13 protein-coding genes and 1 pseudogene are annotated in these 13,876 nt (G+C 64.7%); 3 read left to right on the top strand and 11 right to left on the bottom strand.

The features are described from left to right. Positions 1–175: 175 nt before the first annotated feature. From gluQRS to J1M87_RS18495, 9 genes and pseudogenes are all read right to left on the bottom strand, one after another. Positions 176–1,036, bottom strand: coding sequence for a tRNA glutamyl-Q(34) synthetase GluQRS (gene gluQRS / locus J1M87_RS18535; protein ID WP_206491017.1), 861 nt, complete (start codon positions 1,034–1,036; stop codon positions 176–178). 181 nt (positions 1,037–1,217) lie between these two features. Beyond that, positions 1,218–2,753 (bottom strand): SLC13 family permease, encoded by a 1,536-nt coding sequence (locus J1M87_RS18530; RefSeq protein WP_206491016.1) that lies wholly within the window; start codon positions 2,751–2,753, stop codon positions 1,218–1,220. A gap of 738 nt (positions 2,754–3,491) precedes the next feature. Beyond that, positions 3,492–4,436, bottom strand: a complete 945-nt coding sequence (locus J1M87_RS18525) for a phosphoglycerate dehydrogenase (RefSeq protein WP_206491014.1) — start codon at positions 4,434–4,436, stop codon at positions 3,492–3,494. A gap of 228 nt (positions 4,437–4,664) precedes the next feature. Beyond that, a complete protein-coding gene (locus J1M87_RS18520) occupies positions 4,665–5,360 on the bottom strand; it encodes a GntR family transcriptional regulator (RefSeq protein ID WP_206491013.1) in 696 nt (231 codons plus the stop codon). Between the two features lie 213 nt (positions 5,361–5,573). Further along, positions 5,574–5,684: pseudogene (locus J1M87_RS18515) on the bottom strand (S-(hydroxymethyl)mycothiol dehydrogenase); the annotation flags it as partial. 44 nt (positions 5,685–5,728) lie between these two features. Then, a complete protein-coding gene (locus tag J1M87_RS18510) occupies positions 5,729–6,760 on the bottom strand; it encodes an ABC transporter ATP-binding protein (protein WP_206491011.1) in 1,032 nt (343 codons plus the stop codon). Continuing rightward, the gene (locus J1M87_RS18505; RefSeq protein ID WP_241257126.1) at positions 6,757–7,545 is read right to left on the bottom strand and encodes an ABC transporter permease; all 789 of its coding nucleotides are present in this window, start codon (positions 7,543–7,545) and stop codon (positions 6,757–6,759) included. The genes J1M87_RS18510 and J1M87_RS18505 overlap by 4 nt, the downstream gene beginning before the upstream one ends. Further along, on the bottom strand, positions 7,542–8,381 hold the full coding sequence (locus J1M87_RS18500; RefSeq protein ID WP_206491007.1) for an ABC transporter permease subunit: 840 nt from the start codon (positions 8,379–8,381) through the stop codon (positions 7,542–7,544). The genes J1M87_RS18505 and J1M87_RS18500 overlap by 4 nt, the downstream gene beginning before the upstream one ends. After that, positions 8,378–9,613 carry an ABC transporter substrate-binding protein gene (locus J1M87_RS18495; protein ID WP_206491005.1) on the bottom strand — a complete coding sequence of 412 codons (1,236 nt, stop codon included), beginning with the start codon at positions 9,611–9,613 and terminating at the stop codon, positions 8,378–8,380. The genes J1M87_RS18500 and J1M87_RS18495 overlap by 4 nt, the downstream gene beginning before the upstream one ends. 142 nt (positions 9,614–9,755) lie before the next feature. Here J1M87_RS18495 and J1M87_RS18490 point away from each other — a divergent pair, with 142 nt between their 5' ends. Next, a complete protein-coding gene (locus tag J1M87_RS18490; RefSeq protein WP_307830854.1) occupies positions 9,756–10,424 on the top strand; it encodes a VTT domain-containing protein in 669 nt (222 codons plus the stop codon). Next, positions 10,421–11,032: a CDP-alcohol phosphatidyltransferase family protein gene (locus tag J1M87_RS18485; RefSeq protein WP_206491004.1), complete on the top strand. Its 612-nt coding sequence runs from the start codon at positions 10,421–10,423 to the stop codon at positions 11,030–11,032. The genes J1M87_RS18490 and J1M87_RS18485 overlap by 4 nt, the downstream gene beginning before the upstream one ends. Here J1M87_RS18485 and J1M87_RS18480 read toward each other — a convergent pair. Beyond that, the gene (locus tag J1M87_RS18480) at positions 11,004–12,461 is read right to left on the bottom strand and encodes an NAD(P)/FAD-dependent oxidoreductase (protein WP_206491002.1); all 1,458 of its coding nucleotides are present in this window, start codon (positions 12,459–12,461) and stop codon (positions 11,004–11,006) included. The two genes, J1M87_RS18485 and J1M87_RS18480, sit on opposite strands and share 29 nt — an antisense overlap. Before the next feature lie 194 nt (positions 12,462–12,655). Between J1M87_RS18480 and J1M87_RS18475 the strand changes: the two genes are divergently transcribed. Beyond that, on the top strand, positions 12,656–13,288 hold the full coding sequence (locus tag J1M87_RS18475; RefSeq protein ID WP_206491001.1) for a class I SAM-dependent methyltransferase: 633 nt from the start codon (positions 12,656–12,658) through the stop codon (positions 13,286–13,288). 101 nt (positions 13,289–13,389) lie between these two features. On the opposite strand, the gene J1M87_RS18470 is transcribed toward J1M87_RS18475, so the two are convergent. Further along, complete coding sequence (locus J1M87_RS18470; protein ID WP_206491000.1) at positions 13,390–13,806, bottom strand: phosphate acetyltransferase; 417 nt, start codon at positions 13,804–13,806, stop codon at positions 13,390–13,392. Positions 13,807–13,876 lie beyond the last annotated feature (70 nt).

The raw sequence follows: 13,876 nt of genomic DNA, 5'->3' as shown, positions 1-13,876 counted from the left end.
TAGTTGCCCTGGGCAGGTGGGGGATAACCGCCGGGGTTCTGGGGATCTTTGTCGGGTTCGTAGCCGCCTGTGGTCATGAAATTCGTCTCCCTCGAGCGCAGTTGTACCGGTCACTGTACGGCTCCATTGTCCCCGAAGGGCGATGTGTCGCATTGCAACGTGATCTCGATCTGGGTCACGCGGCCGCGGGATCGAACACCCAGGGCTCGCGCGGCACCAGCGTGGGCTTCCACTGTTCGAGCAATTCCTCGGAGTCCTTCGCCTCGGGCCGGCCCAGTGAAGCGGTGATGAGTGCCCACGCATCGGGGCGTTCACGAAGTGTCACCGCGCCGTCGCGTTTGGCCAGACGCCTGCCTTCGACATTGAGCGCGAGGGGCACGTGGATGTACGTGGCAGGGGTGAGGCCGAGGAGCTGGGCGAGGTATCCCTGCCGCGGGGCGGAGGTGAGCAGGTCGTCACCGCGCACGATCTGGTCGACGCCTTGCGCGCCGTCGTCGACGACGACAGCGAGGTTGTAGGCGGGCACACCGTCGGATCGGCGAAGAACGAAATCGTCGACCTGGCCCCGAAAAAGACCATGAAGCTGGTCTACGATCGTGAATTCGGTTACCTGCGAACGCAATCGGATGGCCGGTGGGCGGTCCTTCGAGGCCCTCTCGGCAGCGGTCAGGTTTCGGCACGTTCCGGGATAGGCACCGTCGGGAGCGTGCGGTGCGGATGCGGCCTGCAGAATTTCTCGGCGCGTACAAAAGCATTCGTATGTCATCCCGGCTGCAGTGAGCGCGCGGACCTGGCCGTCGTAGATTTCCTGCCGCTCGGATTGCCGCACGATTGGCCCGTCCCAGTCGATCCCGATGGCGGCGAGGTCCTCGAGTTGACGTTGCTCCGAGCCGGGTTTCACGCGGTCGAGATCCTCGATCCGCATCAGAAACCGGCGGTCGGTGGAGCGGGCGAAGAGCCACGCCAACAGTGCCGTTCGTAGATTGCCGAGATGTAGATCGCCGGAGGGACTGGGAGCGAAACGTCCGGCGGGCATGAGTGCAGTGTAGTTTTCGCGTTCGGTGAGGTGCACACGACCGGTCCGCGGTCTCGATACGAGAAGGCCCGATGCCGAATTTCGCTGTTCGGCATCGGGCCTGTGCCAGGCGAAGCGCCCGGCCTTTCTCGTCGGTGGACGAACTGGGATCCCCGGTTCGCCTATCTACTCACTCGTTCGATCACTGAAACCCGGCCGGCGCGAAGAACAGGTCGATTCCCCAAATATGTGGCAGGTACAGGAATGTCGCTGCCACGATGAGGAAGAGGGCCACGAGGTTGAGCCAGAAACCGATCCGGATCATGTCCATGATGGCTATCTTTCCGGTTCCGAACATGACCGCATTCGGCGGTGTGCCCACAGGCAACATGAAGGCGCAGTTCGCTGCCATCGCGGTCGGCACCATCAACGCGTAGGGGTGGACCCCCAACGCCAATCCGAATGCGGCCATCACCGGAAGGATCATGGTCGCTGTTGCGGTGTTCGAGGTGATCTCGGTCAGGAAGAGTACGAGTGCTGCTGCAACGAGCACGGTCAGAACGATATTGGCACCTTCGAGTACCAGGAGTTGGTCGCCGATCCACTCCGAGAGGCCCGTCTGGACGAACCCCGCAGCGATTGCCAGGCCTCCGCCGAACAGCAGCAGAATTCCCCACGGGATCTTCTTGGAATCTTCCCATTCCAGGATTCGGGACTGATCGCCGCGTGCAGTCGGGATTGTGAACAGGAGGATTGCCGCTACGACGGCAATCAGCCCATCGCTGATTCCCGGCAGGAGGTCATCCCACAAGAACCCTCGAGATATCCACATGAACGCAGTGCCGACGAAAACTGCCAGAACAGCTTTTTCCTCGGGGGAGAGTCGGCCGAGTGCTGCCTTTTCGTCGAGAATGACTTCTTTTCCGCCCGGGAGTTCCGAGAAGCCGAAGCGGAACTTGACGAAGGTCAGGTAGAACCAGGCAAAAGCGAGGAGGACGATGACGATCGGTACGCCGAAGAGCATCCACTGTCCGAAGGAGATGGTCTGACCGAAGAGTTCTCCCGAGACCGCAGCGAGTACAGCCAAAGGCGGGGTACCGATGAGCGTCCCGAGACCGCCGATGGTCGCGGCGTAGCCGATGCAGAAGATGATGCATTTCTCGAACTTGGGGACTTCTTCGAGGTGTTCACCGTTCTTGAGGGCCTGCGAAGCCTGGTAGGCGACGGCGAGCCCGACCGGAATCATCATCATCGTTGCCGCGGTATTGGAGACCCACATCGACAGGAACGCCGTGGACACCATGAACCCGAGGATGATTCGTCGTGGACTGGTGCCGATCAGCGAAACGATGGTCAAGGCGATGCGTTTGTGGAGGTTCCACTTCTCCATCGCGATGGCAAGCGAGAAGCCGCCCAGGAACAGGAAGATGATGTCGTTGCCGTACGCCGAGACGACCGTGCTTCCATCGAGTGCACCGGTGAGCGGAAGCAATACGATGGGCAGTAGCGAGGTGACCGGGATGGGCACGACCTCGGTTATCCACCATGTCGCGATCCACAGGGTGGATGCCAGGACAGCGACGCCTTCGGGAGAGAGCCCGTCCGACTCGAAGAACAGCAGTGTCAATACGAACAACACCGGGCCCAGAGCCAGGCCGACCAGTCGGGCGGGGGTGTAGCCACCGGGCGGACCGTTGTTCGGCTCTCGGTCCTCCGGCTTCTGATCGGGCCTCAGCACCGATGTCGAAGATCTTCTTTTCGATTGTGCGTCAACAGGTTCGGGAGAGGGAGAGGGTGATCCCCGTCCGATGGTTGACATCGCGAATCTCTTGATCTGCCTATGAGACTCCCACAGTTCGTCCCAGATTCGTTTAGCAGCGTACGTCGACATGTCTCACCTTCTGTGTGGTTGCCATAGATCAGCGAAGAACGGTGCGCGGTACGTCGAACACGGTTCCTCGATGTAGTGCCGAAATACTCTGCGGGTCAGTTGTGCTGTCCCTTCGACGCATTGCCGGATTCGGTATATCGCCGTCGTGTCGTGATGCTCGTTCGTGGGTAAGGCGAAGCCCACCAACGGTTTTCCGTCGACCATTCTGTAGATGACCGCTGTGGAGACGGCCGCTGCGGTGATGATCGCCGCAGCGGACTCGGGATCGGTCGTGTGCACGTCGCCGGGTGTGGTTGCTCACCGGTGACTCGCTGTGAATGGTGACGGTCGAGACGAAGCTCATCGGTGTTCGTCTACCTCCTTTGGGTCTGACCGCGGCCTTATAAGGTATTTGAACCCTACAGATGGGTGATGGGGGGCACAAGTGGAGCGCTGCTGTGACCGCTGCGACCACCGCGCCGAGTCGGCAACGGTGCGATCCACCGTGTTGCCGTCATCCTGGGTAACGGCTATCCGCACAGAGGTCGTCCCCGAGAGCGTGCATGCTCTCGGGGACGATGCGGCGGGGATTACCGGGCGGTACGACTACGGTGCGTTGACCGCGCCAAGCGGGTGACGGCCCTCCAGCACCGCCACGATGTCGCGAGCGGCGGCGACACTGGCCTCGGCCCGAGCTTCTCGGGTCTGTCCCGCGAGATGGGACAGCGTGACGACATTGGACATGCTCAGGAGCGGATTGTCGACCGCGACGGGTTCGCGTGCGAACACATCCAACCCGGCTCCGGCGATCCGGCCGCCTCGTAGCGCATCGATGAGTGCGAGTTCGTCGACCAGCGAGCCGCGGGCCGTGTTGACAAGATATGCAGAGGATTTCATCGCAGCGAGGGCTGGCCCGTCGATGATCGGCGAGCCGTCGGACTGCGCGCGTGCGTGCAGGGTCACGAAGTCGGACCGGGCGAGTAGGTCGTTTCGATCGACGTAGTCGACGCCCGAGCCGGACGTCGGGTGCCCGGTCGACACGAGAACGGACATGCCGAACGCCGCCCCCAGCTGCGCTACCGCTTGCCCGCTCGCCCCGAATCCGATGATTCCCAGGGTGGCACCGCGAAGTTCACGGGTGTCGTGTCGAGGCCAGGTGCCCTTCCGGACGCCATCGAGGGTCTCTCCGATTCGCTTGGCGCACATGAGTAAGAGCGTCATCGTCATTTCTGCGACCGCATTCTTGTTCGCACCGGGAGTGTTGCATACGACGATGCCTCTAGCGGTGGCGGCATCGACGTCGACCGAGTCGTACCCGACGCCGCTGCGCGCGATCACGCGGAGCGCTCGAGCGGTGTCGAGCATCTGCGCCGTAACGGGTTCGCCTGCGATCAGCGCCCCATCTGCCGAGCGCAGCAGGTCGGCCATCTCGCCCTCGGGGCGTCGACCGGTGGCCGGGCTGTGCACGGTGTGATGACCGGCGGCACGGAGCAGATCGTCCACCTGGTCGCCGGGCTCGAGGTAGTCGGTGGTGATGAGGATCGTTCCCACTCTCGCGGTTCCTCCTTCGACTGATCTGATGGGAGGTGTTTCGTTGTCGAACCTACAGTGAATCACCATCGGTCCCCGGGACGCCGGGAAGGATCAGTGCAGTTCGGGAAGAAATCGCAGAACGCGGGCCGTGTCCTCGAAACCGATACCTGGTGTTTCGGTGAGGCCGACACGATCGTTCCCGTCCACCGCGATCCACGTCCTCACGCAGGAGGATGTGCACCTTTTTCAGGCCGAATGCTGTCGCCCCTTACGTTCGCGGTCCTCCAACGCAGCGATTGCTGCGGAAGTGAAGCTCTCGACGATGTGCCGGCGAGTCAACGCTCCCGCCGCGCGGGCATCCTGCGCCACAACAAGTTCGAGCATCCGGAAATGCTCCTCGTGGTCGATGGAGCGTGGTTGCGCGCCGGATGGCAGCTCCAGGCCGATGCGTCTGTATCGGTCCGATTTGTCCCACAGATCATCCAGCATGCGGATCAGCACATCGTTGTGCGATGCGACGTACAGCGCACGGTGGAAGTTTCGGTGGGCCACCAACTCGTCCTCACCCCACGTCTGGGTCACCGGCAGAAGGCGCTCTGCGGCCGCTCGCATGTTCGCCACGTCTTGGTCGGTACGCCGTGCTGCGGCCAACTCGACAGCAGTCGGATCCAACGACAGGCGGACCTCGAAGAGCTGACGCGCCTCACTCGTGCTCATCGGGGCGATCCGTACGTTCTTGTGGTTGTCGAGCTCGATCAGTCCCTCACTGCTGAGTCTGCGCACGGCTTCGCGAATCGGGGTGATGCTCATGTTCAACCGGTCGGCAAGCTCGTACTGAGCCAGCTTCGACCCCGCATCGAGGGTTCCCAGCAGAATCGACCTGCGCAACTCGACGTAGGCAACCTCGCCCTTGCTGGAAAAGACACTCGTTGGGGTGACCATCGCCGAAACCGCCTCTCCACCGATGTGACAGCAGCTCACCCGAGCTACCGGAACCACGTTGTTCAGACTGCACTACTTTGCCACTATTTCGGGAAACTCGAAAAGCCCCTGCTCCCGAGGGCCTGCCCGTGACGTCTGTTGTCCGCGGGCGATCCGGTCCGCGAGGTGGGGTGACTCGGTCCCGGTGGTGGTGGCTCGGGGTTCTTGGGCCCAGGTGAGTTCGGTGCCGTCGGAGAGGGCCATTTTCTGTGAGGCGTTGTGGGTGTCGAAGCAATACCAGGGTCGACCGCGTTCACAGGCGCGGCATTCTCCGCCGACGGCGCGCGCCTGGTTGTGCGCTCCTGGGTTCGTAGCTCACGCCTGCGGTCTCAACCCGTGACGACAGAGCGCGCCCCACCCGGAATGTCCAACCCGACGGCATCGCCCATCCGCACCACAGATCCTGCCGCCAACTCCACCTTCACCGCCAGCGAGCCCACCGTCACCTCGGCGACACTTCGAAATCCGGTGGGCCGTAGATCCGAGACAACTCCGCGAATCCCATTGTCGTTCAATGTGATCAGCTCATGGCGTAGTAGCAGCACCGCAGGCCCGGCGGGCAGAGACACTCCCTCGACCTCCATCTCCCCGAGCTCGGAGCGATGTATCCCAACTCCGTCCCACCTGCCCTCGATTTCGTTCATTCCGCCCATCAGACGCGAAACCGCCAGCGTGCTCGGACGGGTGTAGGCCACTCCGATAGCGGAGTGATGCTCCAATCGGCCGTCGATGAGCACTGCCACCGAATCGGCCAGCACAGCAGCTTCCTGCTGATCGTGGGTGACGAGCAGCAGAGTCTGATCGAGAGTCGCACGCAATTCGAGGACGAGATCGTGCATCTCGGAGCGCAACACCGGGTCCAGTGCACTGAAGGGCTCGTCCAACAACAATACTTTCGGGGAGCCGGCAAGGGAACGCGCCAACGCGACCCGCTGGGCCTGACCGCCCGATACCTCGGACACCGCTCGGCTCCCGATATCACCGAGATGGACGAGGTCGAGATACTCCCTGGCACGTTCGCGGGACCGCTTTCGACTGTCCCCAGCAGCGCGGTAGGCGAAGCCGATGTTGTCCAGTACCGACATGTGCGGGAACAACATCGGGCGCTGGAAGACCATCCCCACCCCGCGGTTCTCGGCCGCAACGTCGTTGATCTCACGGCCGTCGATCCGCACGGTGCCCGCACTCGGGGAATCCAGTCCGGCAATGAGCCGTAGTGCGGTGCTCTTGCCCGATCCCGATGGCCCGAGAATTGCCGTACACGAACCCGGTGGGACGGTGAGGTCCACTGCGTCCAGAGCCGCAACCGATTGACCGGCGTGCACTTTCGTGAGTCCGTGGACGGACAGCTCCACGCTCATCGGCCGGCACCACGACGCAGCCGAGCGAGCATGACCACCAACACCAACGGCGGCACCACGGCCGCCACCGACAGCGCAGCCACCACCGAATCGTTTCCGGTTCCCGCAGCGAAGGAGGCGACGAGAATGGGCACGGTGACCAGTCTGCCTCCTCCTATCAGCAACGTGATCACGTAATCGCTCCACGCCACGAGGAACGCGAGCAGTGCCGCTCCCGCCAACGCCGGAGCCAGCAGTGGAATGCGAATTCGCCGCAGGATGAGCGCGGGCGAGGCACCGAGGGTGCGCGCCTCCTCCTCGTAGCCGATGTCGTACGCGCCGAACGCCACTCGCATCAGATACGTCGTGTACGGAACAGCTGCGACGGTCAGCAGTGCGATGACCGCCACCGTGCTCGGAACGTGCGATCGCAGTACCAGGACATCGAGTCCGAGCGCCACGGCGAACGGAGGCAGCGCCAGCGGCGCGAGAAGGATCCCGGTTACGACGGTGGGGAAGCGGACAGCACCGCGCACGAGGGCGTGAGCAGCCAACGCGCCCAGCGGCGTCGCGATGGCAGCGACGGCGAGGGCGAGCAGGGTCGACCGGATGAACGCGTCGACGCCACCGGCGTCGAGGGCGCTGCGGAATCCGTCGAAACCCCATGTCCGGGGAAACGAGTCGGGAAACGACCAGCGATTGCTGATGGCCCACAATGCAATCGGAACCAGGGGCAACAGGAACCACAGGACCAGAATGGACCTGCCGACGGCCGGAAGTACCCGGTTCACCTCCACCTTGTTCATTTCCACACTGCCGATCGGCGCAGATAGTGCAGGGCCACTGCAGTCACGACGACCGTCAGCGCGGTGGCGACCGTTGCGGCCGCGGCTGCTTGTGGGCGCGTTTCGCGATCGATCGAGGTGAAGAGGCGAATCGCCATGACCGACAACGGCTCCGGATACGGTCGGCCCAGAATGCGGGCCACCTCGTAGGATCCGACGGTGTACGCGAACGCGATGGCCGCCGAGGCGATCAGCGCAGGCCGAGTCAGTGGCAGCGTGACCAGTCGCAGCCGCATCCACCGGCCCGCCCCGAGGGTGGCGGCCGTCTCGTCGAATGCTGCGACTCGGGTGGCCAGTGTTCCTGCCACGACGACGGCCACGAATGCCGATTCCTTCCACGAGTATTCGGCAACAACGGCAATCCACCACCGCCCACCGACCAGCGCTGGCCAACCGCCGTCGGTCATGCCGAGCAGGCGGGGCAACATCCCCGAATCCGCCAACAGCAACGCCATCGCCGCCGCACCGATCAGGTGCGGGACCGTGATGGTCAACCCGGCGGCCACCAGTGCCGTGCGCCGACCGGACAGTGCGGTCAGGGCCACCACGAGCCCGATCACCGTGGCCAACGCCGTCGAGACAGCCGCGATGGACAGCGTCAGCGCCACCGATCGCCACAGGTCGCCCCCCAACGCGGAGTAGGCGTCGGCGGACAGCTCGGGAGTTCCGACCAGCGGCATCAAACCCAGGCTCTGAAGTACGACGGTTCCCAGGCCGCCGCCGACGACGAGCACAACCAGCACGACGGCGGGTAGCACCGCCGCGGTGCCTCGAAAATTCGTCCCGGCCGAGTTCACTGCCCGGCGAGCACGCTTCGACGCCAACCCTCATCGAGCGGGGTGACCCATTCCGCGGACAGTTCGGGATGGGCGTTCGCGGAGATCACCTCGTATGACGGGACGACCGGCGAGGACGGAAGTTGCTCGAACTTCGCCCGATCCTCCGGCGTCAGACGCGCGATGTCCAAGGCGGTGAACTGGCCCCACACGGCGGGCTCCGATTTGGCGAGTTGCTGCTCGGGCGAGAGAGCGAGGTTGGCCACCACCTGCGCCGCTGCGGACTTCCCCGAGGTCGACGGTATGGCGAGGAAACTCGCATTCCCGACGGTTCCCTCGTCGACAGTCAGGACGCGGGTCTCCGGCGGGTAGGTGCCATCGGCGACGAGTTGGGTGAGGGTGGCGGGCCCGTAGGTCATGGTCATGTCGATCTGGCCGCCTGCGTAGAGGTCGTCGAGCTCGGAGGAGGACTGCGGATACGTCGTACCTTCGCGCCACAGTGACGGCGCGAGCGTGTTCAGCCGCTCGAACAGGGCCGGGGCGAGTCGATCGTAGGACTGCTGATCGAACTGTGCGGGCACCTGGTCGACACCGCCAGATACGCTCACCAGCGCCTCACGCACGAACACCGATCCGGTGAAGTCCGGGGGCGCGGGGTAGGTGAAGCGGCCGGGGTTGGCTTGCGCCCACTCGAGCACGCCGTCGAATGTTCTCGGCGGATCAGCGATGGCGGCCGCGTTGTAGACCAACGTGAACTGCGCCTTGTGCCACGGCGATTCGCAATTGTCGACCGGGGTACCGAAGTCGTTGCTCAGCAGGGGATCTGCCGGGTCGGTCCACTGCATGTTCGGCAGCTTCTGGGTCCATCCGCACAGCCACGCGCCGGCCTGCTTGCCGGTGCCGAAGTTCGCGCCGTTGACCCACACCAAGTCCACGTCGCCGTCGGTGACACCGGCCTGCCGCTCGGACAGGATGCGATTGACGGCATCGGTGGTCGACTCCACCGGCACCCGGCGCAGCGTGACCCCCTCCGCCGCGGCCGCGGGGGCGAGCACATCGTCGACGTAGGCGTTGCCCTGCTCGTCGCCGCCGTACATCCACAGCGAGACCGTCTGCCCCTGCGCCTGCTCCTGGATCTCGCTCCAGGACAGGTCCTCGGCGCGCGGAGCCTCCGATGATGGTGCCGCGCACGCGGTGAGAAACAACCCTGCGCTCGCTGCAATCGCCACTGCACGCCGTACTGAGCGAATCACCGTGTGCCCTCCAGATCGACCGAGGCAGCCGTCGTCGACGCTGCCCTCACCACCGTAATCGGTCGAATGCGACAACCGCTGAACACGCGGGCACAACGGCGGTGTGCACAATGGACCGTGACCGTCGGACGAGAGGCACACCGTGACGCAGGACCGCCCGACGCGTAGTCGTCGCGGCACCACTTTGAAACTGCTCGGGGCTGCCGCGGTTGTCATCACCGTGGTGATCGTGGTCGGCACCGTCGATTTACCCGATCCGTCGTTCATCCGCGATCGAGTGTCCTCGGCCGGTCCCTGGGGCATCGCATTGTTCGTGGTGCTCTATGCCGTCCTGTCGGCCACGCCGTTCCCCGCCAGTACGTTGACCATCGCGTCGGGGTTGCTGTTCGGGCTGGCGGTGGGGGCAACCGTCGTGGTGTTCGCCGCAACGATGGGGGCCTATCTCGGGTATTGGGGAGCGCGAGCGTTGGGACGCGGACAAGTAGCCCGCACCGAATGGGACAAGCTGCGCAGGCTCGACACCATGCTCGGACGACGGGGGTTGCTCTCGGTGCTGCTCGTGCGTCTGGTGCCGCTGCCGTTCTCGCTGGTCAACTACGCGGCCGGAGTCAGTGCCGTGGGACAACGTGACTACGTGGTGGGAACAATGATCGGGATCGTGCCCGCGACGGTCGCCTACACCGCGCTCGGTGCCTACGGGACCTCTCCGCTGTCGTGGCCGTTCGCCATCGCTCTGATCGCGGTACTGGCGATCGCGACCGGTTCGGCGCTGTTGGCGCGCCGCTTGGGACTGACCGGAGCTGCAGAATGATCGACAGTTTTCTGCGCCGCCACCTCGACGGCCCGCTCGATCGCTGTGCCCGAGCCCTCGACCGCCCCGCGATCACACCGGACCGGATCACCGCAGCAGGACTCGTACTCGGCCTCGGTAGCGCACTGGCGGCCGGCCTGCAGTTCTGGGCGCTCGCGTTGGTGTTGTGGATCGTCTCCCGCATCGCCGACGGCCTGGACGGGCCATTGGCGCGCAGGCGAAAGACAACAGCGGGGGCAGGCGGATTCTTCGACATCACCGCCGATTTCGTGGTCTACGGCACCACGGTGGTGGGCGTTGCAGTGGGTGCCTCGGCCGGCTACGACGCCCCGTGGTGGCCGTTCTTGCTGGTGTTGTTGGCGTACTACATCAACGGCACCGCGTTTCTCGCGTTCTCCTCCATCGCCGAGCGCAACGGCCGCACCATCGACGACGGCCGCTCGCTCTCCTTCCTCGGCGGTATGGCCGAGGGTGCCGAAACCATTGCGGTGCACAGTCTCTGGTTGTTACTGCCGGGAATCTCGTGGCAGATCGCGGTGGTCTGGGCGGCAGTGGTCGCGGTGAGCTCCGGTCAACGGATCATCGCCGGGTATCGCGCGCTTTCCTGAGAATCCAGGTGCCGCGCACCGTCGCCAGTGCGGCCAGTGCTCGCGAAATGACGGGAGAACCCAACTGTGCCTTCACATCCGCTATCGCCGCGTTCCACGGACCATCGTTGTACGTCGGATACGGATGGGTGGCCCCGGCGAGATCGCGGGTACGCAGCCCCTGCTCGACGGCGATGATCAACTCCCCGATCGTCTCGCCCGCTCGCGGCCCCACCACGCACGCCCCGAGGATGCGACGTTTGCCGTCGAGTACCAGCGTCGTCGATCCGTCGGTAGCCCCCTCGGTGACGGCACGATCGAGGTGTCGGTGGTCGAGCGTCTGCAGACGGAGCCCCCGCTGCCGTGCAGTGCGTACATCGATTCCGGCCGAGGCGATTTCGGGATCGGTGAAGATCACCCGCGGCGTTCCCGTCGTACTGACCTTGCGGCCGAGACCGAGTGCCGCATTGCTCGCGGCCAGGCTGCCGTGCACACCGGCAGTGTGGGTGAACTGCGGATGGCCGGTGAGATCTCCGGCCGCCCAGATGCGGGGATTGGTGGTGCGCAGTTGCTCGTCGACCCGCACGAATCCGTTGTCGTCCAACCCCACACCGGCCGATTCCAGGCCCAAAGACGCGGTGCGTGGAGTCCGTCCGGTGGCGATGAGCACCCGATCGAACCCGAGCTCGATGCCCGTATCAGTGACGGCCGAGCCGTCCTCGATCCGCACGACGGCGGCGGAAGTCAGTACTCGCACGCCCTCGTTCGTGAGCACTCGAGTCAGTATCGCCGTCGCCGACGCGTCCTCGCGGGGCGCGATGGTCGCGGAACGTCCGACCAGCGTGACTTCGGATCCCAGGCGCGAGAATGCCTGCGCCATTTCGCAACCCACCGATCCGGCACCGACGATCAGCAGTCGCTGCGGCAGGTCCTTCAGATCCCACACGGTATCGCTGGTCAGGTAGTCCACGTGCTCGATGCCCTCGATCGCGGGCACCGCGGGGTACGCGCCGGTGGTCACGATCGCCTGCCCGAAGCGGAGCGTCCACGTCCCGACCAGCACCGTGTTCGGCCCGGTGAACACTGCGTCTGCGTCGATCACCTGCACTCCGGCCTCGGCGAGGGCCTCCGGCGAATCGACCGGAGCGATCTCGGCGATCGCACTGTGCACGTGCTGCATCACGCGCGCGAAATCCACGCGCGGTGGGTCGGTGTCGATCCCGAAACGGGACGCCGATCGAACCGTCGCTGCCACCGAGGCAGCCGCGAGCAGTGCCTTGGAGGGCACGCATCCGGTCCACAGGCAGTCGCCGCCGGTGCGTTCGCGTTCGACGAGAACAACCTCGCGCCCGAATCCGGCGGCGGTCTTCGCTGCCACGATGCCTGCGGTGCCGCCGCCCACGACGACGAGATCGGTCTTCTCGAGCCACTGAACCCCGCGTGCGTTCATGCGCTCTCACCTGTCATTTCGGTCGAGGAACTATCGTGTCGGTCAGGTCAGCGGATACGAACGTCGTGCACGATTCGAGCAACCCGTCGATCTGTCCCGAGTGTTTTTACAGTGGCAATCAGTGTTCCCATACGCACGAGTCTGCCCGATTCGACCGATTCGGCACCTATCCCGACCTGGAACGGACATCCCAGATGAAAAGACCTACGCCCTACACCACGTCTGCGCGGCTGTACGACGTGATCTCCTTCGAGTGGCCGGTCTACCGCTCGGGGCGCGCAGCCGCGATCGAGCTGCTCTCGCTTCCGAACGGCAGTCACGTACTCGACATCGGGTGCGGCACCGGACTCAACTTCTCCCTGCTCCAGCAACAGATCGGGCCGAGCGGCTCCATCACCGGAGTCGATGCCAGCGCGCAGATGCTCGGGCAGGCTCGTCGGCGCGCCACCTCGGCCGGGTGGTCGAACGTCACGCTGATCGAAGCCGACGCCACCAGCGTCGATCCCGCCGAGTTGGGAGATGACCGACGGTTCGACGCTGCTATCAGCACGTACGCGCTGTCTCTGATGGCAGCATGGGAGTCGGCACTGAAGACGATGATCGTCGCTACGCGGCCCGGCGGCGACATCGCCGTCGTGGACATGCAGAAGCCCACAGGTGCAGCTGCGGTGTGGACTCCGCTCGCTCGCCTGGCCTGCCGACTCGGCGGAGCCGACATCGACGCGCATCCGTGGACGCCGGTGGAGCGCCGGCTGACAGGAGTGCGTGCGGCGTCGGCACGCGGAGGCCACATTCAGGTTCGTGTCGGAACGATCCCGACGGGCTGAGCCTTGCTCGAACCAGCCACCCACTCGATACTCGAGTCCATGGTCTTTCGGAACGCGGGCCTGTGCTTTGCGGGGTGCTCTCGTCGGGCCGCAGAACGACGCTAGGCGAGACCTGTTGCTGTGGCCAGGTATTCGCGGGCATCGCGGAACGTGCTGGCCACCCCTCGTCCGGCGACGGCGCGGTAGCGGCTGAGCTGATCGTCATCGAGGGCGGCCAGGACGGCGGTATCGTCCACATGCATCCAACCCTGGTCGAGTACCAACTGGTGGATGCGTTTGCCGTGCAGCGCACAGATGCCCTCGACCCGAATGCCCTGGGGATCGGTAGAGGCGGCGAGGTAGTAGGCCTTTTTGCTGGTGTGGCCGGCCTTGACCTTTTCTCGAAGCCGGAACACCGCGTCAGCGGCGGCGTCGACGGCAGAATTGTGCTCGTCGGAACCGGGCTCGGCCTCGGTCAGTCGCTGTAGCTCGGCGTCGAGGGTGCCGAGCAGGGAACCGAGATATTCGAGATCGTTCATCGTCTCAATGATGCCTCATCGATCGGTGCTTGCCGACCGGCATGCGTCGTCAGGGTGCCTGGCCCGGGCC

The sequence above is a fragment of the Rhodococcus sp. KRD162 genome (genome assembly GCF_017168335.1).
Classification (GTDB): Bacteria; Actinomycetota; Actinomycetes; order Mycobacteriales; family Mycobacteriaceae; genus Rhodococcoides.
Note: the sequence above shows the minus strand (reverse complement) of the source record. Positions and strands in the feature narration are given on the sequence as shown.

Bases quoted from the DNA above. Each gene is read 5' to 3' on its own strand.
- gluQRS (WP_206491017.1), bottom strand. From the start codon at position 1,036: ATGCCCGCCGGACGTTTCGCTCCCAGTCCCTCCGGCGATCTACATCTC.
- J1M87_RS18520 (WP_206491013.1), bottom strand. From the start codon at position 5,360: ATGGTCACCCCAACGAGTGTCTTTTCCAGCAAGGGCGAGGTTGCCTAC.
- J1M87_RS18510 (WP_206491011.1), bottom strand. From the start codon at position 6,760: ATGAGCGTGGAGCTGTCCGTCCACGGACTCACGAAAGTGCACGCCGGT.
- J1M87_RS18505 (WP_241257126.1), bottom strand. From the start codon at position 7,545: ATGAACAAGGTGGAGGTGAACCGGGTACTTCCGGCCGTCGGCAGGTCC.
- J1M87_RS18485 (WP_206491004.1), top strand. From the start codon at position 10,421: ATGATCGACAGTTTTCTGCGCCGCCACCTCGACGGCCCGCTCGATCGC.
- J1M87_RS18480 (WP_206491002.1), bottom strand. From the start codon at position 12,461: ATGAACGCACGCGGGGTTCAGTGGCTCGAGAAGACCGATCTCGTCGTC.
- J1M87_RS18475 (WP_206491001.1), top strand. From the start codon at position 12,656: ATGAAAAGACCTACGCCCTACACCACGTCTGCGCGGCTGTACGACGTG.
- J1M87_RS18470 (WP_206491000.1), bottom strand. From the start codon at position 13,806: ATGAACGATCTCGAATATCTCGGTTCCCTGCTCGGCACCCTCGACGCC.